Annotated in this window: 18 protein-coding genes; 9 read left to right on the top strand and 9 right to left on the bottom strand. The window is 73.5% G+C overall.

The genetic code is table 11. From position 1 onward, the window contains the following. Positions 1-56: 56 nt before the first annotated feature. A complete protein-coding gene (locus tag IE332_RS10415) occupies positions 57-1,022 on the bottom strand; it encodes a phosphatase PAP2 family protein (RefSeq protein WP_189915308.1) in 966 nt (321 codons plus the stop codon). 359 nt (positions 1,023-1,381) lie between these two features. Between IE332_RS10415 and pulA the strand changes: the two genes are divergently transcribed. The 3 genes from pulA to IE332_RS10400 all read left to right on the top strand — a co-directional run bounded on the left by pulA (position 1,382) and on the right by IE332_RS10400 (position 11,834). After that, positions 1,382-6,874, top strand: coding sequence for a pullulanase-type alpha-1,6-glucosidase (gene pulA, locus IE332_RS10410; RefSeq protein ID WP_229928489.1), 5,493 nt, complete (start codon positions 1,382-1,384; stop codon positions 6,872-6,874). A 555-nt stretch (positions 6,875-7,429) separates the two neighbouring features. Continuing rightward, positions 7,430-9,766 carry a M4 family metallopeptidase gene (locus IE332_RS10405; RefSeq protein WP_189915304.1) on the top strand — a complete coding sequence of 779 codons (2,337 nt, stop codon included), beginning with the start codon at positions 7,430-7,432 and terminating at the stop codon, positions 9,764-9,766. Between the two features lie 328 nt (positions 9,767-10,094). Continuing rightward, positions 10,095-11,834 carry a carbohydrate-binding module family 20 domain-containing protein gene (locus IE332_RS10400; protein ID WP_189915303.1) on the top strand — a complete coding sequence of 580 codons (1,740 nt, stop codon included), beginning with the start codon at positions 10,095-10,097 and terminating at the stop codon, positions 11,832-11,834. Between the two features lie 131 nt (positions 11,835-11,965). On the opposite strand, the gene IE332_RS10395 is transcribed toward IE332_RS10400, so the two are convergent. Then, positions 11,966-12,709 carry an SDR family oxidoreductase gene (locus tag IE332_RS10395; RefSeq protein WP_189915446.1) on the bottom strand — a complete coding sequence of 248 codons (744 nt, stop codon included), beginning with the start codon at positions 12,707-12,709 and terminating at the stop codon, positions 11,966-11,968. A gap of 422 nt (positions 12,710-13,131) precedes the next feature. On the opposite strand from IE332_RS10395, the gene IE332_RS10390 reads away from it, so the two are divergent. After that, positions 13,132-14,184 carry an alpha/beta hydrolase gene (locus tag IE332_RS10390; RefSeq protein ID WP_229928488.1) on the top strand — a complete coding sequence of 351 codons (1,053 nt, stop codon included), beginning with the start codon at positions 13,132-13,134 and terminating at the stop codon, positions 14,182-14,184. Between the two features lie 127 nt (positions 14,185-14,311). On the opposite strand, the gene IE332_RS10385 is transcribed toward IE332_RS10390, so the two are convergent. Together IE332_RS10385 and IE332_RS10380 are read right to left on the bottom strand one after the other, a co-directional pair. Further along, positions 14,312-15,214: a hypothetical protein gene (locus IE332_RS10385; protein ID WP_189915301.1), complete on the bottom strand. Its 903-nt coding sequence runs from the start codon at positions 15,212-15,214 to the stop codon at positions 14,312-14,314. A gap of 144 nt (positions 15,215-15,358) precedes the next feature. Then, entirely contained in the window at positions 15,359-15,865 is a 507-nt protein-coding gene (locus IE332_RS10380) for a SigE family RNA polymerase sigma factor (protein WP_189915298.1), read from the bottom strand. A 223-nt stretch (positions 15,866-16,088) separates the two neighbouring features. Between IE332_RS10380 and IE332_RS10375 the strand changes: the two genes are divergently transcribed. Together IE332_RS10375 and IE332_RS10370 are read left to right on the top strand one after the other, a co-directional pair. After that, the gene (locus tag IE332_RS10375) at positions 16,089-16,895 is read left to right on the top strand and encodes a hemerythrin domain-containing protein (RefSeq protein WP_189915296.1); all 807 of its coding nucleotides are present in this window, start codon (positions 16,089-16,091) and stop codon (positions 16,893-16,895) included. Between the two features lie 226 nt (positions 16,896-17,121). After that, positions 17,122-17,523, top strand: coding sequence for a hypothetical protein (locus IE332_RS10370; RefSeq protein ID WP_189915294.1), 402 nt, complete (start codon positions 17,122-17,124; stop codon positions 17,521-17,523). A gap of 151 nt (positions 17,524-17,674) precedes the next feature. On the opposite strand, the gene IE332_RS10365 is transcribed toward IE332_RS10370, so the two are convergent. Beyond that, entirely contained in the window at positions 17,675-18,268 is a 594-nt protein-coding gene (locus IE332_RS10365; RefSeq protein ID WP_189915293.1) for a DUF6891 domain-containing protein, read from the bottom strand. Between the two features lie 95 nt (positions 18,269-18,363). Here IE332_RS10365 and IE332_RS10360 point away from each other — a divergent pair, with 95 nt between their 5' ends. Beyond that, the gene (locus IE332_RS10360; RefSeq protein ID WP_189915291.1) at positions 18,364-19,326 is read left to right on the top strand and encodes a DUF1152 domain-containing protein; all 963 of its coding nucleotides are present in this window, start codon (positions 18,364-18,366) and stop codon (positions 19,324-19,326) included. Positions 19,327-19,355: 29 nt separating this feature from the next. On the opposite strand, the gene IE332_RS10355 is transcribed toward IE332_RS10360, so the two are convergent. From IE332_RS10355 to IE332_RS10345, 3 genes are all read right to left on the bottom strand, one after another. Beyond that, positions 19,356-19,901, bottom strand: coding sequence for an FHA domain-containing protein (locus IE332_RS10355; RefSeq protein ID WP_189915289.1), 546 nt, complete (start codon positions 19,899-19,901; stop codon positions 19,356-19,358). Positions 19,902-20,082: 181 nt separating this feature from the next. Further along, positions 20,083-20,643 carry a DUF1697 domain-containing protein gene (locus tag IE332_RS10350; protein WP_189915287.1) on the bottom strand — a complete coding sequence of 187 codons (561 nt, stop codon included), beginning with the start codon at positions 20,641-20,643 and terminating at the stop codon, positions 20,083-20,085. Positions 20,644-20,836: 193 nt separating this feature from the next. After that, positions 20,837-21,193: an arsenate reductase family protein gene (locus tag IE332_RS10345; RefSeq protein ID WP_189915285.1), complete on the bottom strand. Its 357-nt coding sequence runs from the start codon at positions 21,191-21,193 to the stop codon at positions 20,837-20,839. Positions 21,194-21,335: 142 nt separating this feature from the next. Between IE332_RS10345 and IE332_RS10340 the strand changes: the two genes are divergently transcribed. Both IE332_RS10340 and IE332_RS10335 read left to right on the top strand, forming a co-directional pair. Beyond that, positions 21,336-22,553 (top strand): cytochrome P450, encoded by a 1,218-nt coding sequence (locus IE332_RS10340; RefSeq protein WP_189915283.1) that lies wholly within the window; start codon positions 21,336-21,338, stop codon positions 22,551-22,553. Positions 22,554-22,705: 152 nt separating this feature from the next. Next, positions 22,706-23,803 (top strand): PP2C family protein-serine/threonine phosphatase, encoded by a 1,098-nt coding sequence (locus IE332_RS10335; protein WP_189915281.1) that lies wholly within the window; start codon positions 22,706-22,708, stop codon positions 23,801-23,803. Positions 23,804-23,850: 47 nt separating this feature from the next. Here the strand turns inward: IE332_RS10335 and IE332_RS10330 are convergent, their stop codons facing one another. Continuing rightward, positions 23,851-26,865, bottom strand: a complete 3,015-nt coding sequence (locus IE332_RS10330) for a helix-turn-helix transcriptional regulator (protein WP_268256552.1) — start codon at positions 26,863-26,865, stop codon at positions 23,851-23,853. Positions 26,866-26,891: the final 26 nt, after the last annotated feature.

The following is a 26,891-nucleotide window of genomic DNA, read 5'->3' as shown; positions in this document are numbered from 1 at the left end:
ACGCCGCGTCCGTCAACTCACCTCGACCTGCCACGAGATCAATTATCAGACAGGCCTTAGCGGCGTGCGCTGCTGACCGCCGGCTCGCTCCACTGCTCCGGGACGGTGACCGGCTCCTCGGCCTGCTCCCGGGCGGGCACCCGCGGCAGCTTGTAGACCCACTCGTGGTACAGCCAGCGGGCGGCCAGGAAGCCCGCCGCGAGGCAGATCTCGCCGCCGACCGCGTCCATCCAGAAGTGGTTGGCGGTGGAGACGATGACCAGCAGGGTGGCGGCCGGGTACAGCAGGCCGAGCGCCCGGACCCACGTCCGGCGGGCCAGGAAGAAGATCGCCAGGCCGCACCACATCGACCAGCCGATGTGCATCGAGGGCATCGCGGCGTACATGTTGGAGACGTGCGCGGCGGGGCCGGAGGCGAAGGAGCCCCAGGTGTGGTGGGTCTGCACGGTGTCGATGAAGCCGCCGTCGGTCATCAGCCGGGGCGGGGCCAGCGGGAAGGAGTAGAAGCCGACCAGGGCGATCAGGGTGGTGACGAACAGCACGGTGCGGGCCGCGACGTAGCGGCCGGGGTGGCTGCGGTAGAGCCAGACCAGCACACCGATGGTGATGATGAAGTGCAGCGTCGCGTAGTAGTAGTTCATCCCGGTGATGAGCCACCCGACGCCGTCCACGGCGTGGTTGACCGAGCGCTCGACGGCGATGCCGAGGTTCTGCTCCAGGTCCCAGATCCAGCGCGCGTGCTTCTGGGCTATCGCTTCCTGCTCCGGGACCGCGTTGCGGACGATGGAGTAGATCCAGTAGCTGATCCCGATCAGGGCCAGCTCGAACCAGATCCTCGGCCGGGCCGGTGAACGGCGCTGGTCGCGGAAACGACTGCGCAGGGCCGCGGTACGGGACTGGGCGGCACGGGTGGCTCCGTCGGGCAGCCGGCCGGGGAGGGCCGTGGCTGCCGCGGAACCGCCACCGTGGGCCGCGTCGGCGCGCCGGGCGTCGCCTCGCTGGATCTCGGTCGGTTCCCCCATGGACGAGAAGTCTGCCAGACCGCTCGTAGCCGTCTGCTCATCCTCTGGAAGTGGATTCTTCACCGGTTGTCCCCCTTGAGGGCTAGGGGCCGGCTCCCACCGGGGTAGGGGGTGCTCTGTGTTCTGGTGCAAACCGGTGGGACGGACATAGCTCCCATTGTCACGCCCGTCGCTCCGAGGGAGTAATCGGGGTGGGCGGAGACGGCCCGGGGCCTGGATTTTCCCGGCACGAAACGGTTTCTGCATCTTGCTGAAACATATTGCAGGCCGCTAGCTTCCTGGGAACCCGATCGCCCCTTCCCCTAAGGGAGCCCTCAGTGGCCGATGCCCCGCTCCGCCCCCGACGGAGCAGATCCCCCGTGAACGGATCACCCCGCAGGCCCGGCCGCACGGCCGTCCTGCTGGCCGCCGCACTGACCGCCGCCACCCTCGGCGGCGCCCCCGCGGCCCTCGCCGCCGCCCCGCCGGCCCCGCCCTCGGACGCCGCGCTCGCGGCCACCGCCGGGCGGCACGACCTCACCCGCGAGCAGTTCTACTTCGTCCTGCCCGACCGCTTCGCCGACGGCGACACCGCCAACGACACCGGCGGCATCACCGGCGGACGGCTGGACAACGGCTTCGACCCCGCCGACAAGGGCTTCTACCACGGCGGCGACCTGGCCGGACTGATCCGCAAGCTCGACTACATCCAGGACCTCGGCACCACCGCCATCTGGATGGCCCCGATCTTCAAGAACAAGCCGGTGCAGGGCAGCGGGGCGGACGCCTCGGCCGGCTACCACGGCTACTGGATCACCGACTTCACCCAGGTCGACCCGCACTTCGGCACCAACGACCAGCTCAAGGAGCTGATAGCCAAGGCGCACGCCCGCGGGATCAAGGTCTTCTTCGACGTCATCACCAACCACACCGCCGACGTCATCGACGCCGCCGAGCAGCAGCACGGCTACCGCTCGGCCGGCGCCTACCCGACGCTCGACGCGGACGGGAACCCGGTGGACGAGACCGCCGTCGCCGACGCGGGAGCGCCCTGGCCGCGGACCACCAAGGACTCCTTCCCCTACACCCCGGTCTTCCGCAACCCCGGCGACGCCACCGCCAAGACCCCGTCCTGGCTCAACGACCCCTCGCTCTACCACAACCGGGGCGACTCGACCTTCGTCGGCGAGTCCGCCACCGAGGGCGACTTCAGCGGCCTGGACGACCTCGACACCCAGAACCCCCGGGTGGTGAAGGGCTTCGAGAAGGTCTACCAGCAGTGGGTGAAGGACGCCGGCGTGGACGGCTTCCGGATCGACACCGTCAAGCACGTCGACATGGCGTTCTGGCAGCAGTGGGCGCCCGCGCTCAAGGACTTCGCCGCCAAGCAGGGCAACAAGAAGTTCTTCATGTTCGGCGAGGTCTACTCCGGCGACCCGGCGATCACCTCGCCCTACGTCACCAAGGGCAAACTGCAGGCCACCCTGGACTTCCCGTTCCAGGGCGCCGCCCGCTCGTACGTCTCCCAGGGCGGCTCGGCGAAGAACCTCGCCGATGTCTACGGCCAGGACTACCGCTACACCGGCGCCGACACCGACGCGTACGAGCTGCCCACCTTCCTCGGCAACCACGACATGGGCCGCTTCGGCTCCTTCCTGCTCGCCGACAACCCGGGCGCCGACGAGGCGACCCTGCTGAAGAAGGACCGGCTCGCGAGTGAGCTGCAGTTCCTCACCCGCGGCCAGCCCGTCGTCTACTACGGCGACGAGCAGGGCTTCACCGGCGCGGGCGGCGACAAGGACGCCCGGCAGGACCTGTTCGCCTCGAAGACCCCCTCCTACAACGCCGACCGGGTGCTCGGCGGCACCCCCGGCCCGGCCGACCGGTACGGGCAGGACGGCGCGCTCTACCGGGGCATCGCGGGGCTGGCCCAGCTGCGCCGCGACAACCCCGCGCTGGCCGACGGCGCCCAGATCGAGCGGTACGCCGCCGACGGCGCGGGCGTCTACGCCTTCTCCCGGATCGACGCCGGGCAGCAGGTCGAGTACCTGGTGGCGGTCAACAACGCCACCGAGGCGAAGACCGTCACCCTGGACACCTTCTCGGCCGGCATGGGCTTCGACCCGGTCTACCCGGCGGCGGGCGGCCGGATCACCAGCGGCGCGGACCGCAAGGTCACCGTCACCGTGCCGGCGCTCTCCTCCCTCGTGCTCAAGGCGGGCGGCAGGCTCGCGGCCCCGGCCGCCGCGCCGCGGCTCTCGGTGCGGCCGCCCGCGGACGGTTCCACCGGGCTGGTCACGGTGGGCGCCACCGTCGACGGCGGCGGCTTCGACCGGGTGAGCTTCGCCGCCCAGATCGGCGACGGGCCCTGGCAGACGCTGGGCACCGCCGACACCGGGACGTACGCGGTGACCCAGGACCTGGGCGCGGTCGCCCCGGGCACGGTCGTGCGGTACAAGGCCGTCGTCCAGGACTCCGGCGGCCACCTGCGCTCCGCCACCGCGAGCTTCACCACCGGCACCCCCGCGCCGAAGCCGGTGCCCACCGCCGGCGCCCGCCCGTACGCCGTCGTCCACTACAACCGGCCGGACGGCGACTACGACGGCTGGAACCTCTACGCCTGGGGCGACCTCGCCGACGGCGAGACCACCCCGTGGCCGGCCGGGCACGCCTTCACCGGGCGGGACGCGTACGGCGCCTTCGCCTACGTGAAGCTCAAGCCGGGCGCCTCGGACGTCGGGTTCATCGTGGAGAAGAACGGCGTCAAGGACGTGGACGCCGACCGGCACATCGACGTCGGCAGCACCGGCGAGGTCTGGCTGAAGCAGGGCGACCCGGCGGTGCGCACCACCGCCCCCGGCCCCGCCGGCACGCCGCCGGCGAACACCGCCGTCATCCACTACAACCGGGCCGACGGCGACTACGACGGCTGGGGCCTGCACGACTGGACCGGCGCCGCCACCCCCACCGACTGGGGCAAGCCGCTGACCCCGGCCCGCCGCGACTCCTTCGGCGCCGTCTTCGAGGTGCCGCTGGCCCCCGGCGCGACCAGCCTCAGCTACATCCTGCACCGGGGCAACGACAAGGACCTGCCCGCCGACCAGTCGCTGGACCTCGCGGTCAACGGCAGGGAGGTGTGGATCCTCGGCGGCCGCGAGGGCTACCTGCTGCCGCAGAACCCGGCCGCCTCCTCGCAGGTGGACCTCGGCAGCGCCAAGGCGCAGTGGATCGACGCGAGGACCGTCGTCGTCCCGGCGAACTACGGCGCCGGCGACGAGGCCCTGGCCGGCGGCACCAGCGCCCAGCTGGTGTACGACCCGGCGGGCGGCATCACGGCCGACAAGGGCGTGCTGAGCAAGCCCGGCCGGTGGCTGCGGCTCACCCCCGTCAAGGGCGGGCTGACCGACGCGCAGAAGGCGAAGTACCCGCACCTGGCGGGCTACCGGGCCTTCACCGTGGACGCCCGGGACACCGCCCGCGTCCCGGCCGCGCTCCGCGGCCAGCTGCTGTTCACCGAGCACCTGCCCAGCGGCGCCGTCCTGGCGGCGACCGGGGTGCAGACCCCGGGCGCGCTGGACGACCTCTACGCCGGGCGGACCGGCAAGGTCGACTTCGGCCCGGCGTACTACGACGGCAAGGTGGCGCTCTCGCTGTGGGCGCCGACCGCCCAGGAGGTGTCCGTCCAGGTCTTCGACGTCGCCACCGGCGGCACCCCGAGGACCCTGCCGCTGAAGCTCGACGACGAGACCGGCGTCTGGGAAGTCGTCCGTGACAAGCGGGAGTTGGACGGCAAGTACTACCTGTACCAGGTGAAGGTCTGGGCGCCCTCGGTACGGCAGGTGGTGGTCGACACCGTCACCGACCCGTACTCGGTGGCGCTGTCGACCGACTCCCGGCGCAGCCTGGTCGCGAACCTCGACGCCAAGGAGCTGAAGCCCGCGGGCTGGGACGACCACGCCCGCCCGCAGGCCGTCCCGCTTGGGCGGGAGCAGATCCAGGAACTGCACGTCCGGGACTTCTCGGTGGAGGACCCGACCGTCCCGGCCGGCGAGCGCGGCACCTACCTGGCGTTCACCGAGTCGAACTCGGCCGGCATGAAGCACCTGAAGGAGCTCGCGGCGGCCGGGGTGACCACGATCCACCTGCTGCCGACCTTCGACATCGCCACCATCCGGGAGAACCGGGCGGACCAGAAGCTGCCCGCCTGCGACCTGAAGTCCCTGCCGAAGGACGGCCCGAAGCAGCAGGAGTGCGTGGCGGCCGTCGCCGCCGACGACGCCTACAACTGGGGCTACGACCCGCTGCACTACAACGTGCCGGAGGGCTCCTACGCCACCGACCCGACCGGCACGGCCCGGACGGTGCAGTTCCGGCAGATGGTGCAGGCGATGCACGCCGCCGGGCTGAGGGTGGTGCTCGACGTGGTCTACAACCACACCGCGGCCAGTGGCCAGGCCGAGCACTCGGTGCTGGACAAGGTGGTGCCCGGCTACTACCAGCGGCTGGACGCCGACGGCAAGGTCACGACGGACAGCTGCTGCGCCGACACGGCGCCCGAGCACGCCATGATGAACCGGCTGGTGGTCGACTCGGTGACCCTGTGGGCCCGCGAGTACAAGGTGGACGGCTTCCGCTTCGACCTGATGGGCCTTGACCCGAAGTCCACCATGCTGGACGTGCGGGCCGCGCTGCGCAAGATGACGCCGGACTCGGACGGCGTGGACGGGAAGAACGTCCTCCTGTACGGCGAGGGCTGGAACTTCGGCGTCGTCGCGAACAACGCCCGGTTCGAGCAGGCCACCCAGGCCAACATGGCCGGCACCGGCATCGCGACCTTCGACGACCGGTTCCGGGACGCCGCCCGCGGCGGCAACTTCATGCTCGACTCCGCGCCGCAGCAGGGCTTCGCCTCGGGCCTGTTCACGGACCCGAACGGCTCGGCCGCGAACGGCACCCCGGACCAGCAGAAGGCCCGACTGCTGCACCAGATGGACCAGTTGAAGGTGGGACTGACCGGCAACCTGGCCGGGTACTCCTTCACCGACAGCTCCGGGAAGGCCGTCACCGGCGCCCAGGTCGACTACAACGGCGCCCCGACCGGGTACGCGGCCGAGCCCGGCGAGGCGGTGGAGTACGTGGACGCCCACGACAACACCGACCTCTTCGACGCCCTCGCGTACAAGCTGCCGACCGGCACCGCGGCCGCCGACCGGGCCCGGATGCAGGCCCTCGGGCTCTCGCTCACCGCGCTCACCCAGGGCGCGGGCTTCGCCCAGGCCGGCAGCGACCTGCTGCGCTCCAAGTCGCTCGACTCCAACGCCTACGACTCGGGCGACTGGTTCAACGCGATCCACTGGCCCGATCCATTGACGGGGGCCGTGGCCGGCAACGGCTGGGGCCGCGGGCTGCCGCCGGCGGCCGACAACAAGGCGATGTGGCCCACCGCGCAGTCCCTGCTGGCCGATCCGAGGCTGGCCGTCGGCGCGGCCGACATCCGGGCGGCCTCGGCGCAGTACCAGGAGTTCCTGCGGATCAAGCAGTCCTCGCCGCTGTTCGCGCTGCCCACCCTGGCCGCCGTCCAGCAGCGGCTGTCGTACCCGCTCTCCGGCACCGCCGGTGAGACGCCCGGGGTGATCACCCTGCACCTGGACGGCACCGGGCTGGCGGGCGCGGAGAAGGGCGTCACGGTGGTCTTCAACGCCACGCCCACCGCGCAGGCGCAGACCGTCGCGGCCCTGCGGGGGACGGGCCAGGCGCTGCACCCCGTCCAGGCGGGCGGCGCGGACCCGGTGGTGAAGGGGGCCGGCTTCGACGCCGCGACCGGCACGTTCACCGTGCCGGGCCGGACCGTGGCGGTGTTCGTCCAGCACTGACCGGTGCACCCCGCTGATTACCGGGCCCCGCGCCGCCGTTGAGGCGGTTCGGGGCCCGGTTCCGTTCCGGCCACACAATGGCCGGAAACAACCGCAGGCACGGCCGGAACTGTGACGTGCCGCGCCCGTTCGGCGCTGCGCGCTACCCGGCGGTACGAACGGTGGTTCCGACTGCTGGTCAGTGACCGCCGATAGTGATCGAACCTTGTGCAGGTCATGAAAACCGTGTTCACGAGTTCGTGTCCGGGTAACACAACTGACGGACCGCCATGCATACGGTTTCGGTAATGAACCGGCCAATCAGTGGCATGCATCTGTCATTGGCGGCCGGTTTGCTGCCACGATTCCTCCGGCTGCAGACGTGGGGGCCCCACCTCCCGGTGCAGCTGTTCGAGCCAAGGTGCAGCGCGTCCCGACCCTGCAACGGGTTGTGTGCACCGCAACCCGCTACCGCACCTCCGTCGCACCCGGCGGGGGCCCCCACTGCGCCGCAACCCCGCGGCCCAGGTTTCTCTCCACCGGCGCGAACCAGCGTCGGTCGGAAAAGGAGTCCGCATGTCCCGTTACGCTCACGCCCGGAAGGCGGCGGTCGTCCTGGCCGCCTCCACCGCGCTGCTGGTCACCGGCATACCGGTCATCGCCCAGGCGGCCACGCCGGACGCGCCGACCGCCGTCGCCACCCAGCAGGCCAGCCGGGCCGCGCTGATCGCCTCGGCGAACCAGCAGACCTCCTCGATCGCCCAGGCCCTGAACCTGAGCGGCCAGGAGAAGCTGGTCACCAAGGACGTCGTCCAGGACGCCAACGGCAGTCGCCACCTGCGCTACGAGCGCACCTACGCCGGACTCCCGGTCCTCGGCGGCGACCTGATCGTCCACCAGGACGCGAACGGTGCCACCAAGAGCGTGACCAAGGCCAGCGAGGCCAACCTCGCCGGCGTCGAGACCACCCCGGCCCTGGCCGCGCCGAAGGCCCAGGCCGCCGCGCTGGCCGCCGAGGAGGGCTCCGCCGTCGACACCGCCCCGCGCCTGGTGGTATGGGCCGCGGACGGCACCCCGAAGCTCGCCTGGGAGACCGTCGTCGCCGGCCGCGAGTCCGACGGCACCCCGAGCAAGCTGCACGTGGTGACCGACGCCAAGACCGGCGACGTGCTCAGCAAGGCCGACGGCATCAAGCGCGGCTCCGGCACCGGCGTCTTCGTCGGCAACGTGCCGCTGACCACCACCCAGAGCGGCTCGACCTTCTCGCTGAAGGACGCCAGCCGCGGCGGCCAGAACACCACCGACATGAAGAACGGCACCACCGGCAACGGCACGCTGTTCTCCAAGTCCTCGGACACCTGGGGCAACGGCCAGGCCAGCAACCGCGAGTCGGCCGCCGTGGACGCCCAGTTCGGCGCCGCCGCCACCTGGGACTTCTACAAGAACACCTTCGGCCGCAACGGCATCCGCAACGACGGCGTCGGCGCCATGAGCCGGGTCCACTACGACACCGGCTACGTCAACGCGTTCTGGGACGACGGCTGCTTCTGCATGACCTACGGCGACGGCTCGGGCGACACCCACCCGCTGACCGAGCTGGACGTCGCGGGCCACGAGATGAGCCACGGCGTCACCTCGGCCACCGCCAACCTGAACTACTCGGGCGAGTCCGGCGGCCTCAACGAGGCCACCTCGGACATCTTCGGCAACATGGTCGAGTTCTACGCCAACCTGCCCGCCGACAACCCGGACTACCTGGTCGGCGAGCTGATCGACATCAACGGCAACGGCACGCCGCTGCGCTACATGGACAAGCCCTCCAAGGACGGCACCTCGGCCGACTCCTGGTACTCGGGCGTCGGCAACCTGGACGTGCACTACTCGTCCGGTGTCGCCAACCACTTCTTCTACCTGCTGGCCGAGGGCAGCGGCGCCAAGGTCATCAACGGCGTCAGCTACAACAGCCCGACGGTCAACAACATCACCGTCACCGGCATCGGCCGGGACAAGGCCGCGCAGGTCTGGTACAAGGCGCTGACCGCGCACATGACCTCCACCACCGACTACGCGAAGGCCCGTACCGCGACCCTGGACGCGGCCACCGACCTGTACGGCGCGAACAGCGCCGAGTACAACGCGGTCGCCACCGCCTGGGCCGCCGTCAACGTCGGCGGGCTGCCCAACCCGGGCGGCGTCACCGTCACCAGCCCGGGCAACCAGTCGACCGCCGTCGGCACCGCGGTCAACCTGTCCATCAAGGCCTCGGGCGGCACCGCTCCGCTGTCCTACTCGGCCACCGGTCTGCCGGCCGGCCTGGCCATCAACGCCTCCACCGGCGTGATCACCGGCACCCCGACCGCGGCGGGCACCTCCAACGTCACCGTGACGGCCAAGGACTCGGCCGGCAAGACCGGTTCGACCAGCTTCACCTGGACCGTGACCACCGGTGGCGGCGGCTCCTGCACCCCGGCGCAGCTGCTCGGCAACGCGGGCTTCGAGACCGGTTCCGCCTCGCCGTGGACCTCGACCTCCGGCGTGGTGGACAACAGCGCCAGCCAGGCCGCGCACGGCGGTTCGTGGAAGGCGTGGATGGACGGCTACGGCTCCAGCCACACCGACACGCTGTCGCAGACGGTGACCATCCCGGCGGGCTGCAAGGCGACGCTGAGCTTCTGGCTGCACGTCGACACCGCCGAGTCGGGCAGCACCGCCTACGACAAGCTGACCGTGTCGGTCAACGGCACCGCGCTGAAGACCTACTCCAACGTGGACGCCGCGGCCGGCTACCAGCAGCGCACCTTCGACCTGTCGGCCTACGCGGGCCAGACGGTCACCGTGAAGTTCAACGCGGTCGAGGACTCCTCGCTGCAGACCAGCTTCGTGATCGACGACACCGCCGTCCAGACCGGCTGAACCCGGACCGGCTCCCCGTGAGGGACCGGTGAACCAGGACAGGTGAGGGGCCCGGTGGCTACGGCTGCCGGGCCCTTGTCGTGCGCCCGTGCCAGGGGTGGCGGCGCGCGGACTCCGGCGTGGTGGCGCGCGGAACCAGGGGGCGCGGCGCGCGGAGCCAGGGGCGGCGGCGCGCGGATTCCGGCGATGCAGAAACGTATCTTCCCGAGACCTTGACGGTGCCTCCCGCTGACTCTAAGTTCGGCGCTGCAAGTTTCCGGCAAGTTACAGAAACTTCCTGCAGGCTTCACCTCGGCTGCCCCACCCCAGCCACCCCCCAGGAGACGACGTGGTCACCACCGCCCCCACCCGACGGCCCGCCCGCGCGGCCGGCGCCCTCGCCGCCTCGGCGGCGCTCGCGCTCTCGCTCGGCACCACCCTCGGCGCCCCCGCCGCCCAGGCCTCCCCGCCCGCGAACAACGGCAAGGACGTCACCGCCACCCTCTTCGAGTGGCGCTTCGACTCCGTCGCCCAGGCCTGCACCTCGACGCTCGGCCCGAAGGGCTACGGCTTCGTCGAGGTCTCGCCGCCGCAGGAGCACATCCAGGGCCCGCAGTGGTGGACCTCCTACCAGCCGGTCAGCTACCGGATCGCCGGTCGGCTCGGCGACCGCACCTCGTTCAAGAACATGGTCGACACCTGCCACGCGGCCGGCGTCAAGGTGATCGCCGACGCGGTGGTCAACCACATGTCGGCCGGCTCCGGCACCGGCACCGGCGGCACCGCGTACACCAAGTACGGCTACCCCGGCACCTACCAGGACCAGGACTTCCACTCCTGCCGCCAGGCGATCAGCAACTACCAGGACCGCGGCAACGTCCAGAACTGCGAACTGGTCAACCTCTCCGACCTGGACACCGGCAGCGCGTACGTCCAGACCACCATCGCGCACTACCTCGACGACCTCGGCTCACTCGGCGTGGACGGCTACCGGATCGACGCCGCCAAGCACATCGCCGCCGCCGACCTCGCCGCGATCAAGGCCAGGACGGCCAACCCCAAGGCCTACTGGGCGCAGGAGGTCATCTACGGCGCCGGCGAGCCGATCCAGCCCACCGAGTACACCGGCACCGGCGACGTCGACGAGTTCCGGGTCGGCACCGACCTCAAGCGGATGTTCACCGCCGACAAGCTCGCCAACCTCAACGGCTGGGGCGCCTCCTGGGGCTACCTGCCGGGCAACCAGGCGCGGAGCTTCATCGACAACTGGGACACCGAGCGCAACGGCTCCACCCTCAACTACACCTACGGCAACACCTACACGCTGGCCAACGTCTTCCTGCTGGCCTCGCCGTACGGCTCGCCCAACGTCTACTCCGGCTACGCCTTCACCAACAAGGACGACGGCCCGCCGAACGGCGGCACCGTCAACGCCTGCTACCAGGACGGCTGGAACTGCGTCCACGCCTGGCGTCAGGTCGCCAACATGGTCGGCTTCCGCAACGCCGTCGCCGGCACCGGGGTGACCAACTGGTGGTCCAACGGCAACAACGCGATCGCCTTCGGCCGCGGCAACAAGGGCTACGTCGCGATCAACCACGAGAGCGGCGCGATCACCCAGACCTTCCAGACCGGGCTGCCGGCCGGCACCTACTGCGACGTCCAGCACGGCGACCCGCAGCCGGGCGGCGGCTGCACCGGCCCGACCTACCAGGTCAACGGCAACGGGCAGTTCACCGCGACGGTCGGCGCGGGCGACGCGGTCGCGCTGTACGTCCAGGGCGGGGTGGCGACGGCCACCGGCGCCTCGTTCAACGTGAACGCGACCACCACGCCCGGCCAGAACATCTACGTGGTCGGCGACGTCTCGGCGCTCGGCGGCTGGGACCCGGCCAAGGCGCTGCCGCTCTCCTCGGCCGGCTACCCGGTCTGGTCGCTGTCGCTCTCGCTGCCGGGCGGTACGGCCTTCCAGTACAAGTACCTCCGCAAGGACGCGAGCGGCGCGGTGACCTGGGAGTCCGGAGCCAACCGGACGGCGACCGCGCCCTCCTCGGGGACGGTCACCCTGAACGACGCCTGGCGGCCGTAGCCCGCCGCCGCGGTTCCGGACGCCCCCGGCCGCCGGTCCCGGGAACCCCGTCAGCCTCGCCTGACGGGGTTCCCCCGTCGTGAGCCGGGGCCTCGGGGAGTGGCCTCGGGGAGTGGCCTCGGGGAGGGGTCTCAGCCGCGCCCGATGTACGGCATGGCCGTCGCCATGACCGTGGCGAACTGCACATTCGCCTCCAGCGGCAGCGCGGCCATGTGCCGCACGGTGCGGGCGACGTCGGCCACGTCCATGGTCGGCTCGGGGGCGATCCGGCCGTCCGCCTGCCGGACGCCCGCGCCCATCGCCGCCGTCATGTCGGTCGCCGCGTTGCCGATGTCGATCTGCCCGCAGGCGATCCGGTACGGGCGGCCGTCCAGGGAGAGCGACTTGGTCAGACCGGTGACCGCGTGCTTGGTCGCGGTGTAGGCGATCGAGTGCGGGCGCGGGACGTGCGCCGAGATCGACCCGTTGTTGATGATCCGGCCGCCCCGCGGGTCCTGGGCCTTCATCTGCCGGAACGCCGCCCGGGCGCAGAGGAAGGCGCCGGTCAGGTTGAGGTCGACCACGGCCCGCCAGGCCTCGACCTCCAGCTCCTCCACCGGGACGGCCGGGCCGAAGCTGCCGGCGTTGTTGAACAGCAGGTCCACCCGGCCGTGCCGCTCGGCGGTCGCGGCGAACAGGGCGTCCACGGCGGCAGGGTCGGTGACGTCGGTCGGCAGCACGTCGGCCGGGGCGGCGCAGAGCCGGGCGGTCTCCCGCAGCGGCTCGGCCCGGCGGCCGGCCAGCACGGGGAGCCAGCCGGCCGCGGCCAGCTCGACCGCGACGGCCCGGCCGACGCCGCTCCCCGCTCCGGTGACGACGGCGATCTGCTGGGGCATGGCACTCTCCTCGGTGGCGGTGGCGGTGGCGGTGGCGGTGGCGGCCCGGTCGCTCTCCAGCCGGTCCCGGGAGAGATCGTTCCGGATCCGCGGCCCGGCGTCACTGGTCGAAAACACCCGGAATCCGGCGCTCGGACGCACACGTGGTTGTGAAACCCGCCGTTCGACCCCCGCCGTCCGGCGGGCTGAGCCGAGGGCTTTACCCGATCGCGAACAAACATTGGATTTCCGGTGGCCGACGCGCAACCGGCCCACCCCGGGTCACGTCATAAGATCGCAGGAAGGCGCGCCCCCGCGAGGGACGGCGCACCACCACCCCGGGGGCCCTACCCGCGTTGCGCCCCCGGGTCTGTCCGGCCCCACCGGGGGGCCGCCGCCCGGTCAGACGGACCGGGCGCGACATCGGTCGGAGAGTCCTCACCGTGCTTAGGCAGTCGTCCCGTTACCGTGCCGTCCTGTCCGGCGCCGCCGTGCTCGCCCTGGCCGCCTCGCTCGCGGCCTGCGGGAGCTCCGGCGGTGGGAAGGGGGACAGTGCCACGGCGGGCGCCACCCCGGCCGGGACCGGCACCACCACGGGCACCGCGACGGCCGGCGGCAGCGCCTCGGGCACCCCGAGCACCGCGCCCTCCACGGGCAAGGTGCTGATGCCGACCGGCCCGAACGCCAACCTCACCAAGGCCCGGGACACCGCCGCCGGTCCGATCTTCGTGACCACCGTGGCCGGTGCGAAGTCCGGCGTCTCCGGCAAGGTCTGGGTCTGGCTGCCGCCCGAGTACAACGACCCCAAGTTCGCCAAGACCGGCTTCCCGGTGCTCACCCTCTTCGCGGGCGGCCAGAGCAACGGCTACAACACCTGGACCGACAACCAGCTGCCGATCCAGGAGGAGAACGAGCGGCTGGTCAAGGAGGGCAAGTCCCACCCGTTCATCATGATCATGCCGGTGCAGAACTTCAACAGCGACGAGAAGAACGCGCTGGACTGCTCCGACATCCCGGGCCAGCCCAAGATGGCGACCTGGATGGCCCAGGACCTCCCCGACTTCGTCCGCGCCAACTTCCGCACCGTGAAGGGCCGCGACGGCTGGGGCGTGATGGGCGCCTCCACCGGCGGCTTCTGCAGCGCCAAGCTCGCCCTCCAGTTCCCGGACGTCTACAAGGCCGCGGTGCCGATCGACGGCTACTTCATCCCGGACTCGCTGCTGTGGAAGGGCCACGACGCCGAGCGCGCGGCCAACAACCCGGACGTGATGGTCGCCGAGGGCAAGGCCGACGTGAAGATGCTGGTCACGGCGGGCGGGGCCAACCCGTACGAGACCAAGGTGGTCAAGAACTGGGTGGCCAAGGCCGCCCCGCCGGTGGGCATCACCTACTACGAGCAGCCCGGCGGCAAGCACCTGACCTCGGACTTCAAGAAGATGATCCCGGACACCCTGGAGTGGCTGACCAAGAACCTGGCCGGCCCGGCGGCCGACTGAGGCCGGTCCGGCTTCCGCGCGGCCGCCGGGGTCACTGACTCCGGCGGCCGCGCGCGGTCAGAGGGCCGCGGCAGGGGCCGTGGTCAGGGGCCGCGGTCAGGGCGTCGCGTGCGGTCAGGGGCCGCGGTCAGGGCGTCGCGGACGGTGGCCGGGGGGTCGACGACCCGGGGGCCGGGGAATCCCCCAAACCGTCCCGGAGCGCCGCCAGGAACCCCGACCGCCCGGCCAGCATCAGCAGCTGCGGCAGTGCCACGGTCTGGTCGGACGGCTCCGGCTGGGCCTCGGCCCGGGCGAAGTGCAGGGCGTAGACCAGGCGGTCCGGGGTGATGACGCGGATCTCGGACTCCTGGCCGTGCGGAACGAACGTGAGCGGGTGCAGCACCCAGACCATCGAGCCGTCCGGCAGCGGCATGCCCACGCAGTCCTCGCCGTCCGGGCTCATCGGGCCCCAGTCGGTCGTGCGCAGCTCGCACGGCGAGGTGGTGCCGCCGAACGGCCCGGACGGCCCGTCCGAGCGCCGGCTGACCTGGACCGTTCCGCCGTCGTGCCTGGTCAGCAGGAAGTCGTCCGTCGTGGTGCCCGCGGAGATCTCTCGGAAGTCCTCGGGCAGGTGGTTCTGCAGGAGGGCGAACAGGGCCCGGCCGCCGGTCGTGGCCGTCCCGCCCGTCCCGGTGGCCGCGGTGGCGGCGGTCGTCGCGACGGTGGTCGCGGGTGGCGGGCCGGTCGTCGCGGCGGGCGGCGGGCTCGTCGGCGCGGCGGGCGCGCCCCGCACGCCCGCCGCCGGGGGGAGCGTCCGCTCCGGCGCCGCCGCGGTCCGGCCGTGGACCGCCCAGCCCGCCGTGGCCAGCAGGCCCACCGCCGCGGCGGTCGCGCCGGTGGCCAGCAGCCGTCGCCGGCGGCGCAGCCGTACGCCGGAGCGGCGGACCTCCGGCAGCAACGCCAGGGGAGTGGCCGGCTCCTGCTGGTCCAGGACCGCGCGGAACAGCGCGTCCATGTCGTCGGCGTCGAACGCCGGATCGTCCCGGTTCAACCCGCTTCCCTCTCGTCTCTCGCTCGTCCCGCTCATCTCGTTCTTCTCGTTCTGTTCGTTCGCCCCGCGGTCCGGTCCGGGTCCCGCAGTCCGGTCCGGTCCGGTCCGGTCCGCTCCGGTCCGGTCCGGGCCCGGCGGCCCGGCTCAGCTCGCCGCGATCTCCCGCAGCGAGTCGCCGAGGATCACCCGCAGCTGGGCCAGCCCTCGGCTGGTGTTGGACTTCACCGTGCCGGGGCTCTGGCGCAGGGCCGCCGCCGTCGCCTCGACCGACTGGTCCTCCCAGAACCGCAGCACCAGCGCCGCCCGGTAGGCCGGACTGACCTGCGCCAGCGCGGCCAGCAGGGCCAGCCGGCGCTCCGGGTCCGCCTGGTCGGCCGCCGTCGGCTCCGGCAGCTCCGGCGAGGGCATCTCGTGCGAGCGGCGCAGCCGCCGGGTGTCGATGTAGCTGCGGACCAGGGTGGTCCGGGCGTATCCGGCCGCGGACTCCGGGTCGCGCAGCCGGTTCCAGCGCGCGTACAGCTTCACCAGCGTGGTCTGCGCGAGGTCCTCGGCGAGGTGCCAGTCGCCGCAGAGCAGGTAGCCGGTGCGGCGCAGCGCGGCGTACCGCGCCGCGACGAACTCGTCGAACGACTGCTCCTGCTCCGGTGACATGCGGCCTCGCTGTTCCCCTGGACTCCCCGGCGCGCGCGACGTGCGCACCCTCGTCCGGTTACACGGGGCGGGGGTCGCGGGGCGTTGCGTCCGCCCCGATAAACGCCCTGACCTGCGCGTCAATCGGACATTGATTCGCCTCTGATCGACTGCGGGCACCTTGGCTGGGGTGGTCCTCACCGGCCGCCCCACCCGTCCTGCCCCAAGCCGTGAAGAGAGTCCCATGCCGATCCGCCTGCTGCCCCAGCCCGCTCCCGCCGTGCCCGCGCAGGGTCAGCCCGGCGCCGACCCGCGGGGCGGGGACGACGAACCGTCGACCGTGCGGTTCTCCGGGCTGCGGCTGGTGCACGCCGCACTGCGCCGCGACCTCGCCCGGCTGCCCAACGCGCTCCGGCTGCTCCAGCCCGAGGAGGAGGACAAGGGCGAGGCGCTGCTGCGGCACTGGACCTTCATGACCGCGATGCTGACCTGCCACCACGAGCAGCAGGACACCCGGATCTGGCCGATCGTGCGCCGCTTCGCCCCCGAGCTGCGACTGCTGCTCAACTGGCTGGAGGCCGACCACCACAACCTCGACCACTCGTTCACCCGGGTCACCACGCTGGTCCGGATCGCCAGCCGGGACACCGGCAGCGCCTGGCCGGTCGCCTACGCGATGGAGGACCTGGCGGCCCGGCTGGAGACCCACCTGCGGATCGAGGAGCGCCAGTTGCTGCCCCGGATGGAGCGGGTGGTCGCCGACGGCTCCCGGCTCGGCGGCCTGGGCGAGCTGCTCGACCTGCTGCGCGTGGCGGACGGCCCGGGCACGGCGGACGCGCTGGCCTGGCTGCTGGACGGTGTGGACCCGGCGGAGGTGGACCGGCTGCTGGCCGAGTGCGACGACGACGTGGCCCGCAACTGGCCGCACTGGCAGGCGACCTACCAGCGTTGCACCGCGCCGCTGTGGGGGCCGGGCGGCGGTGCGGAGGACGGCTTCGGCGAGGGCCCGGGCGACGCTCCGGGGACCGTCCTGGGGATCATCGCCGACTGACCGGCGGGCCTTTTCGCGGCTCATCGATCTACGCGCGTGGCACAGACCTCCGGCATATGCTGACGGCGCGTCGGGCGCCCGGCTGCCGGACAACTCCCGGAGTCCCCTAGGGGATTCGACCCACCGCTCTCGGGGTTCGATCGCCCGGCCGATCCGGGCTCCACCAGGGCAGGCCTCCCGCCGACGGTTGATGGCGGGGCGTGTCCGGTCCACTACCGTCGAGGACATGACCACAGCGAGCAGCACTGCCAAGGCCCACCGCACCAGCCTGCGGACCCGCTTCCGGATCGGCTCGGCGATCGTCGCCGCAGGCGCCGTCCTGACGCTCGGCGCCGGACTGGCCGCCTGCGAGGGCGGGGTGGCGCTCTGCCTTGACGACCACAAGTGCACCGTCGGCATCAAGACCGACGGCGTGGACGCCTCGAAGACCGTCAAGGTCTTCGGCGGCGACAACCCGATGAAGATGACGGTCGGTCACATCAGCGACAGCGGGGCCGAGGTGACCATCGGCGACAACAAGAAGACCGTGAGCAAGGACTCCGAGACCGCCGTCGGCAACGTCCGGGTCACCATCCGCAAGTCGGACCGGAGCGACCACTTCGCCGAGGTGCACATCGAGCGCGACTGACCCTTCCCGGTGCTCACCGCCGCCCTCGGCACCCCCTGAACGCGAGAGGTTCCGCCCTCGACCCTTGCCGCCCTCGACCCTTGCCGCCCTCGACCCGAGCCACCCTCGACCCGCGCCGCGCGCGCCCGGCCGACGCCTGCCCGGCCGAGGCCTACTCCGGAAGGCGGTTGAGCCACTCCAGCGGAGCGACCCGGATCGCCGTGCGCGGCGACCCGTCCCACTCCGCGGGAAGCCCGGCCGCCTCCAGCGCGGCGACCACCGTCCGCCCGATCCCCGCCGTCCGGCGCTCCGCGACCTCGACCGGCTCGCCCTCGGTGTGGAACACCCCGTACCGGAGCATCAGTCCGCGCCCGGCGGCCGCCGACTCGGTGTCCTGCTGGTGGAAGAAGACGAAACCGGAGGAGCCCGCCTCGGCCTCGGCGCCGATCTCGGCGTAGCCGCAGCCGGCGCAGCAGGTGAAGTCCATGGCCGCGACGATGCCCTGGTCCTCCAGCGCGTCGAAGGCGTCAGCCAGCCGGTCGACGTCCGTGACCTCCGGCCACGCGGCCTGCTCGGCCAGCCGCTCGCTCCACAGCGGAGCGACGATCCGCTCCGCCTCCTCCTCGGTGAGCCCCTGGTCGTCGAGGACCTCGACCAGGGACTCGGCTATCTCGTCCGGCTCCTGGAAGCCGCACCGGATCAACTCGCGGGCCCGCTCCTGGGCTTCGCGCAGCACGTCGGGGGTGAGAGCCGTCTCCTGGGTCATGCCCGCATCGTCGCACCCGCCACTGACAATCAGGGCTGCCGGGGCCCGCCAGGGCCGCCCGGTCCGCCCCGGGCGCCCGGTGCTACCGTCCGCCGGTGACCTCTCTGCTGCAACCCCCGCTGATCACCCGGCTGCTGGCCGCCGACCGCATCCTGATCGCCGGGGCCGGCGGCGGCTTCGACGTGTACGCCGGGCTGCCGATCGCCCTCGCCCTGCGCGCCGCGGGCAAGGAGGTGCACCTGGCCAACCTCTCCTTCACCCACCTCTACGGGCTGCCGCTCGACGTGTGGGCGGAGCCCGACGTGGCCAGGATCGGGCCGGACACCGCCGGCCCCGTGGGCTACTTCCCCGAGCGCACCCTGGCCCGCTGGCTGAACCTGCACGGGATGCCCGACACCGTGTGGGCCTTCCCGTCGGTGGGCGTGCAGCCGCTGCGCGAGGCCTACCGCGCACTGGTCGGCCGCCTCGGCGTCGACGCCGTCCTGCTGGTGGACGGCGGCACGGACATCCTGATGCGCGGCGACGAGGCCGGACTCGGCACCCCGGAGGAGGACATGGCCAGCCTGGCGGCGGTGGCCGGGCTCCGGGAGGTGCCGGAGCGGCTGGTCGCCTGCCTGGGCTTCGGCGTCGACTCCTACCACGGCGTCAACCACTCGCTGGTGCTGGAGAACCTCGCCGCGCTGGACCGGGCCGGCGGCTACCTCGGCGCCTTCTCCATCCCACGCGCCAGCCGGGAGGCGGTGCTCTACCTGGACGCCGTCGAGCACGCCAGGGCCGCCTTCCCCGAGCACCCCAGCATCGTCAACGGCTCGGTGGCGGCGGCGCTGCGCGGCGAGTTCGGCGACGTCCGGTTCACCGAGCGGACCGACGGCAGCGAGCTGTTCGTCAACCCGCTGATGGCGATGTACTTCGGCGTCACGGTCGAGGCGCTGGCCGCGGAGAACCGCTACCTGGACCGGCTGGAGCGCACCGTGGTGACCCGCCAGATCGCCACCGCCATCGCGGAGTTCCAGGACGAGCTGCCCCGGCAGCGGCCGCCCCGGCAGTTCCCGCACTGACCGCCGCGCCGCCGCCCCGGAGCGGGAGGTCAGAGGGCGACGAGCCGGAACTCCAGGTCCCCGAACCGCACCTGGTCGCCCGGCCGCACCCGGACGCCGCCCGCGATCCGGCGCCCGTTGACGTGCGTGCCGTTGGTCGAGCCGAGGTCGTACAGCACCCAGTCGCCGTTCTCCTGCCGCAGTTCGGCGTGGCTCCGGGAGACCGAGGCGTTGTGCAGCCGCAGCCCCGAGCCGGGGATCCGGCCGATCGTGAGCGTCCCGGCGCCGGCCTGCGGCAGGCTCAGCCCGGGCAGCCGCTCGGTGCGCCAGGCCCGGTTGATCCGGTCGCCGAAGCCGGAGACCCGGCCGACCGTGCGCAGCACGAAGCGTTCCACCGGGCCGCCGGTGGGCAGGCCGGCCACCGCCGCGTCCAACTCGCTCCGGCTGTTGGCCTGCAGGACGATGTCCATCCGGCCGAGGAAGGTGTCGTGGGAGAGCCGCCCGCTGCCCGCGCCGTCCTTCAGCACCCCGAGCGCCTGGTCCCGTTCGGCGTCGGAGGGCCGGATCCGGCCGGTGGGGAACTCAGGAGGCGTCATGGCCGAATTGTCGGCTCGGCCGACCGGGGCTGTCCAGATCACGCCGGGCGCGGGCGCGTGCTTCGTACGTCACGCGAGTCCAGACGCCCTGTCCGGCCACGTGGTTCCGGGCGGTCCGCGCCGGGGTTCCCGCAGGCCGTACGGGTCGTCAGGCCTTGCGGGCGGCGGGTGCCGCGAGCCGTCAGGCCTTGCGGGCGGCGGCGAGGATCTTCTCGGTGGTGTGCAGGAACCGGGAGGTGACCGAACCCCGGTAGCCCTTGCCGAACATGTCCTTGGTGACCCACTTGCCGTCCCGCAGGTGGATCACCACGTAGGCGGCCCCCGGATCGGCGCCGAGCACCTCGACGTCGCCCTTGGGCGAGCGGTGCGGACGGGCGAGTTCGGCGGGCAGCGGCTCGGAGAGGAAGGCGACGACCAGCCGGACGTCCGGCGTCACCTCGACCTCCCGGAAGTGGTCGGCGGCGAGCAGCCCGGCCACCTCGTCCACCGTCCGCAGCATCACCGGCACCGGGTAGCCGAGCGCCTGCTCCAGGTGCTCCTCGATCCGCCGGGTCAGCGCGGCGCGCTCCGGTGCGCCGGCCGGCCCGTCGGTGGTGAAGAAGACGTTGCCGCTCTGGATGTACGAGCGGACGTTCCCCAGGCCCAGCTCGGCGAAGAGCGCCCGCAGCCGCTCCATCTTCACGGTGCGCCCGCCGACGTTGACGGCCCGCAGGAACGCGATGTACGTGGTCGTGGTGGTCACCCCGCCAGTGTGGCACCGGGCCCCGACACCGGGCCCCGACACCGGGCCCCGACACCGGGCCCCGACACCGGGCACACCGCCGTCGAGGGCGGGCACCTGATGGTCCGCAACTGGCACGCGGGCCGGCCGGTGGAGACGGTCAGGCTCCACTGACGGGCCGGCCCACTGACGGCCCGCCCTCGGACCGGCCGCCTCAGGACAGCACGGACGCGAGCGCTTCCGGCGTGCGGGCCACGACGGCGTGCCCGTCGTCCGCGGTGATGATCGGGCGCTGGATCAGGATCGGGTGCTCGGCCATCGCCGCGATCCAGCGGGCCCGCTCGCCCGCCTCCCGGGGCCAGTCCTTCATCCCCAGGTCCTTCGCGGCCTGCTCGTCGGTGCGGGTGATGTCCCAGGGCTCCAGGCCCAGGCGCCCCAGCACCTCCTCCAGTTCGGCCGCGGTCGGCGGCTCCTCCAGGTAGCGCCGCACGGTGTACTCGACCCCGGCGGCGTCCAGCTCGCCGAGCGCCGTCCGGCACTTGCCGCAGCGCGGGTTGATCCAGATCTCCATGCCGGCCAGCCTACCGAGCCGCCCGCGCCCGACCGGCCCGCGTCCGACCGGGGAGCCGGCCGGGTCGCCCGCCCCGGGAACTGTGCGGTACCCGCCGGGGGTTCACGACCCGGGAAGCGTGGTCTCGGGAGGGGAGCACCGGATGGACGGCGCGGCGATCATCGAGTTTCTGACCAGCCCGGCGGTCAGGGCCGACCCGTACCCGCTGTACGCGAAGGCGCGCGAGCTCGGCCCGGCGGTGCCGGCCGGGGACGGGGTCTTCGTGGTGAGCGGCTACGCGGCGGTCAACAAGGTGCTGCGCACGCCGGCCTTCGGCGTCGCCACCGCGGACATGATGGCGGGCGTGCTTCCGGAGTACGTCGAACACTCCTCGCTCGCCCTCTTCGGCCGCTCGATCCTCCAGCGCAACGCCCCGGACCAGCCGCGGGTCCGCTCGCTGATCGCCTCGGTGTTCACCGCCCGCCGGGTCGCCGCGCTGCGCCCGGCGGTGGAGCGGGCGGTGGACCGGCTGCTGGACGAGATGGCCGGGCAGGGCGCGGACGGCTCGCCGGTGGACTTCATGGACGCCTTCGCCTTCCGGCTGCCGGTCGGGGTGATCTGCGAGCTGCTCGGCGTCCCCGAGCGGGACCGCTACCGCTTCCGCGGGCTCACCTCCGACCTGACCGTCGTCCTGGAGATCAGCGAGGGCCTCGGCGGGCTCGCCGAGGCCGACGCGGCCGCGGACGAGCTGTCCCGCTACTTCACCGAGTTGGCCGCCGAGCGGCTGGCCCGCCCGCAGGACGACCTGGTCAGCGACCTGGCCCGGATCGCCGCCGAGGACGACGGGCGGCTGTCCGCCGAGGAGCTGCTGGCCAATCTGGTGCTGCTGCTGGTGGCCGGCTTCGAGACCACCACCAACCTGCTGGGCAACGGCCTGGCCCTGCTGTTCCGCCACCCCGAGGCGGCCGCCGGGCTGCGCACCGGCGCGGTCACCCCGGCCGGCTTCACCGACGAGGTGCTGCGCTTCGACTCCCCGGTGCAGGCCACCGGGCGGGTCGCGCTGGCGGAGGGCCTGGCCGTCGACGGGGTGCCGACCCCGCCGGGCAGCGAGCTGACCCTGCTGATCGGCGCGGTCAACCGCGACCCGGCCCGGTACGAGCGCCCCGACGTGTTCGACCCGACCCGCACCGACAGCCAGCCGCTGAGCTTCGGCGGCGGCCAGCACTTCTGCCTGGGCTCCCAGCTGGCCCGGCTGGAGGCGGAGGTCGCGGTGCCCGCCCTGCTCGACCGCTTCCCGCGGCTCGCCCCGGGCGGGGTCGCCACCCGGCGGGACCGGCTGGTGCTGCGCGGTTACGAGACGCTGCCGGTGACCGTCCGGTAGCCCTGTCCTGCGCCGTCCGGTGAACCGCGCGGCCCCGGTGGACGGGACGTTCGGCCGTTCGTGGCTGGGCCGTCCGTGGGAGAGCATGGAGGGACGAACCGGTCATTCCAGGATCATTCCCCTGGAACGGCCGCCTGCCAGGAGGTCCCGCCGTGCCCACAGCGTCCCGCCCGCCGCGCCCAGCCGCGCTGGAGCCCCGGTCGCCGCGCTGGGTCCTCTGGCTCCCGGTGGTCCTGCTGGTGCTGGACCTGATCACCGAGGCCGTCGTCCCGGACGCCGTCGCGGCGGGCTTCCTGCTCACCGCGCTGCCGGTGGTGGTCGCGTTCAGCTACGGCCCGGCGCTCACCGCCGCCGCCACCGTCGGCTCCCTGGCGCTCCAGATCGCCCTGGCCCTGCGCGCGGGCCACGTCGACGAGCAGCACCACGTCTGGGTCTACATCGCCACCCTGCTCTCCGGGGTGATGGGCACCGCCCTGTCCTGGCAGCGCACCCGGCAGAACCGCACCCTGCTGCAGGCCCGTACGGTCGCCGAGACCCTGCAGCGCACCGTGCTGCGGCCGGTGCCCGAGCGGTCCGGCGGGCTGCGGGTGGCCGGCCTCTACCGCCCGGCCCAGGCCGACGTGCTGGTCGGCGGCGACCTGTACGAGGTGTGCGACACCCGCTTCGGCGTCCGGGTGCTGCTCGGCGACGTCCGCGGCAAGGGCCTCGGCGCGGTCCGTACGGTCGCCGACGTCCTGGGCGCGTTCCGGGCGGCCGCGTACGACACCCCGGGGCTGGTCGACCTCGCCGACCAGCTGGACCGCGCGGTGCTGCGCGACGCCGACGACCGCGGTGACGACGAGCTGTTCGCCACCGCCGTCCTGCTGCAGTACCGGCCGGGCTCCGACTGCGTGGAGATCGTCAACCGCGGCCACACCACCCCGCTGCTGCTCGGCGGCGGCGCGATATCCCCGGTACCGTGCGCGGACGAGCTCCCGCTGGGCCTCGGCCACCTCGGGCCCGCCGAGGAGCGCGGCAAGCCGACCACCGTCGCGCTGCCCCCGGGCCACACGGTGCTGCTGTACACCGACGGCGTCAGCGAGGCCCGCGACGCCACCGGCACCTTCTACCCGCTGGCCCCGCGCCTCGCCGCCCTCGGCACCACCGCGCCCGACCGGCTGGTCTCCTTCCTGGCCCAGGACGTCCACCGCTACGCGGGCCTGCTCGCCGACGACCTCGCGGTGCTGGCCCTCACCCCGGACGTCCCGTGAGACCCGGACGTCCCTGAAGCCCGTGCCGGGCTGCCGGGTTGCCGCGCTCAGCCCGGCCGGCGGGTGTGCTCCGGGTCCAGCGCCGCGGCCAGCGCGGAGCGGGAGGCGACCCCGAGCTTCCGGTAGACCCTGGCCAGGTGGCTCTCCACGGTGCGCGGGCTGAGGAACAGGTCGGTCGCGATGTCCCTGGTGCGGGAGCCGGCCCGGACCAGTTCGGCGATCTGCCGCTCCCGGGTGGTGAGCGAGCCGAGGAGTTCGTCCGGGCCGGGGGCCGCGTGGGCCGCCGCGGCCTCCTGCCGGACGGCCCGGACCCGCTCGCGGACCCGCTTCGCCCCGGTCTCGGCCGCCAGCGCGGCGGCCTGGCGCAGCCACTGCTCGGTGTCGGCGGGCCGGCCCAGGGCGCGGTGCAGCGGTGCGCCCAGCGTCAGCGTCCAGGCCTGGTGCACCCGGAACCCGGCGGCCCGCAGCCGGTCGGCGGCGCGGGAGAACAGCAGCAGCGCCTCGGCGTGCTCGCCCCGGGCGGCCAGCACGGCGGCGCGGGCCCGTTCGGCGAAACCGAGCTGGGAGCCGATGGCGCCCCGCTCGGCCTCGGCCACCGCCCGGTCCGCCCAGTGCGCGGCCGTGTACAGGTCGCCTTCGAGCAGCGCCGCGGTGGAGAGCGTGGCGAGCGCCCCGGGCAGCAGGACCGTGCCGATCCGGGGGAGGCCCTCGCCACCGCCGTACTCGACGACCGTACGGCGGCACTCGGCGGGCCGGCCGGCCGCGAGCTGGGTCTGGGCGAGCACCATGGCGGCGCTGCGGTGCCACCAGGTGTGCGGGTGCCCGCCGGCCCGGACGGCCCGGGTGGCGAGGTCGACGGCGAGGCCGGCGTCCCGGGCGCCGTCGCGCCACTGGGCCGCCCCGGCCTCCAGGGCCAGCGCCAGCCCGAGCAGGTCGCGGTTGTCCAGCGCCCGGGCCTCGGCGGCGGCCTCCCGCGCCGCCGAGGCCGCCGCGGCGAGGCCGCCGGTCCACAGCAGCCGGAAGCCCTCGCCGAGGACGAGGTGGGGGAGGAGGTGGCGCTGCCCGTGGCGGCGCGCCAGGTCGAGGCCGCGCCGCAGGTGGCGGGCGGCGTCGGTGGGACGGTCGGTGAGCACCTCGGCCCAGCCGAGCTGGGCCAGCACCTCCATGTGCTGGACGAGGTCGGCGTCGGCGAGCCCGTCGACCAGGGCCGCGGCGCGGTCGAGCGCCGGTACGGCCGCGCCGCCGTCGCCGAGCTGGGCGCGCCCGAGGCCGGCGAGGGCGCGCAGCAGGGCCTCGGCCGGGTGGTCGCCCAGCTGCCTGGCGTCGTCGGCGGCGGTGTCGATCCGGGGCGCGACGGCCGGGTAGTCGCCGCTCAGCAGCGCGACGGTGCCGTACTCGTGGACGAACTCGACGCCGGGCGCGGTGCCCGCCCCGGGGCCGGCCGGTTCGGCGAGCAGGGCGGCGGCCTCCGGGTACCGGCCGAGCATCCGCTCGGCGCGGGCGGTGAGGGTGACGGTCTCGGTGCGCAGCGCGCCGGACTGCCGGGGGATCCGGCGCAGGGTGTCGTGCAGCAGGGCCCGGGCCTCGGGGAGCCGGCCGCAGGCGGTGAGCGCGCGGCCGCGGAGCAGCGCCAGGCGCAGCCGCTGCTCCCGGGTGGACGGCCGGTCGGGCAGGCCCCGGTCGGCGGCCTCCAGCCAGCCGAGGACGCGCCGCGGCGTGTGGTGGAGGTGCTCGGTGGCGGCCTGTTCGAGGAGGCGGACGGCGTCGTCGTCGTGGCCGCCGAGGCAGAGCGCGGCGTGCCGGGCGCGGTCGGCCAGCGGACCGCCGTCGCGGGTGAGGCCGTCGAGGGCGCGGCGGTGGGCGCCGAGCCGCCAGACCGGTTCGGTGTGCTCGTGGACGGTCCGGGCGAGCAGCGGGTGCCGCGGCTCGAACAGGCCGGTGTCGGGGACGGGGCGCAGCAGGTCCCGGCGGACCAGGTCGGCGGTGGCGTGCCGGACGGGGTCGGGCCGCAGCCCGGCGACCAGGCCGAGGGTCTCCAGGCCGGTGCGGTCGCCGATCACGGCGGCGGCGTCGAGGACCAGCCGGGCGTCGCGGTCCAGCCCGGCGATCTCGCCGAGCAGGGCGCTGGTGACCAGCTCGGGCGGCCGGTCGGCGCTCCGGCCGGGGTCCGGCGGGTCGGCGCGCCGGGCGGCGGCCAGGGCGAGCAGCAGGAGCGGGTTGCCGCCGCTCTGCCGGTGCAGCCGGTCCACCTCGGCCTCGGTGTGCGCGGAGGTGTGCGGCGAGGTGTGGGCGGGGGCGTGCGGGGAGGTGTGGGAGGGGGTGTACGCGGCGGCGCCGTGGGCGGCGACGAGGTCGGCGCAGGCCTCCCGGTCGAGGGCGGCGAGCGGCATCCGGACGACGGTCCCGGCGGCGGCGCCGTCGGCGAGGGCGCCGAGCAGCCGCAGCGGCGACTGGCGCGGCCGGTGGGCGAGCAGCAGCACGAACGGCGCGGTGACCGGGTGCCGGATCAGGTAGTCGGTGAGTTCGGCGGAGGCCGGGTCGGCCCAGTGCAGGTCGTCGAGGACGAGGACGGTCGGCCGCTGCTCGGCCGTCCGGCAGAGCAGCCGCCGTACCGCGTCGTACCGCGGGGGCCGCGGGCCGTCGCCGTCCAGCCGCTCGCCCAGCACGTCCCGGTAGACGTGCAGGGGGACCGTCGACCCGGCTTCCGCGGCGCGCCCGGAGAGCACCCGGGCTCCCCGGCGGGCGGCGCGCGAGACGAACTCGGCCAGGAGCCGGGTCTTGCCGATCCCTGGGTCGCCCACCACCTCGACCGTGTGCCCGCGCTCGGTGAGCAGGTCGAGCACCTCGTCCCACCGCCGGACCTCGGTGTGCCGTCCGACCAGGCCGGTCGGTGCCGGTCGCGGCTCGGATCCGCGCTTCCCGCTCAGCTCGTACCCCGATCGACGCCCGCCGGTCCTCCGGCGGAGGCTGCCCCCGATCGGTCCGACCCTACGGGGCGACACCGTGCCTACGTAAGAGCGTTTCAGTACTTCTACGGATACCCAGCGATCTTGGGCGCGCATAGATTCCGGATCCGCGGATCCTTCCG

Source organism: Kitasatospora xanthocidica (assembly GCF_014656195.1).
Lineage (GTDB): Bacteria > Actinomycetota > Actinomycetes > Streptomycetales > Streptomycetaceae > Kitasatospora > Kitasatospora xanthocidica.
The sequence above is the reverse complement of the archived record's forward strand: the minus strand, read 5'-3'. Positions and strand labels throughout refer to the sequence as shown.

Coding starts and splice junctions, on each gene's coding strand:
- IE332_RS10415 (WP_189915308.1), bottom strand. CDS start 1,022: ATGGGGGAACCGACCGAGATCCAGCGAGGCGACGCCCGGCGCGCCGAC.
- IE332_RS10405 (WP_189915304.1), top strand. CDS start 7,430: ATGTCCCGTTACGCTCACGCCCGGAAGGCGGCGGTCGTCCTGGCCGCC.
- IE332_RS10395 (WP_189915446.1), bottom strand. CDS start 12,709: ATGCCCCAGCAGATCGCCGTCGTCACCGGAGCGGGGAGCGGCGTCGGC.
- IE332_RS10380 (WP_189915298.1), bottom strand. CDS start 15,865: ATGTCACCGGAGCAGGAGCAGTCGTTCGACGAGTTCGTCGCGGCGCGG.
- IE332_RS10375 (WP_189915296.1), top strand. CDS start 16,089: ATGCCGATCCGCCTGCTGCCCCAGCCCGCTCCCGCCGTGCCCGCGCAG.
- IE332_RS10370 (WP_189915294.1), top strand. CDS start 17,122: ATGACCACAGCGAGCAGCACTGCCAAGGCCCACCGCACCAGCCTGCGG.
- IE332_RS10365 (WP_189915293.1), bottom strand. CDS start 18,268: ATGACCCAGGAGACGGCTCTCACCCCCGACGTGCTGCGCGAAGCCCAG.
- IE332_RS10355 (WP_189915289.1), bottom strand. CDS start 19,901: ATGACGCCTCCTGAGTTCCCCACCGGCCGGATCCGGCCCTCCGACGCC.
- IE332_RS10345 (WP_189915285.1), bottom strand. CDS start 21,193: ATGGAGATCTGGATCAACCCGCGCTGCGGCAAGTGCCGGACGGCGCTC.
- IE332_RS10340 (WP_189915283.1), top strand. CDS start 21,336: ATGGACGGCGCGGCGATCATCGAGTTTCTGACCAGCCCGGCGGTCAGG.
- IE332_RS10330 (WP_268256552.1), bottom strand. CDS start 26,865: ATGCGCGCCCAAGATCGCTGGGTATCCGTAGAAGTACTGAAACGCTCT.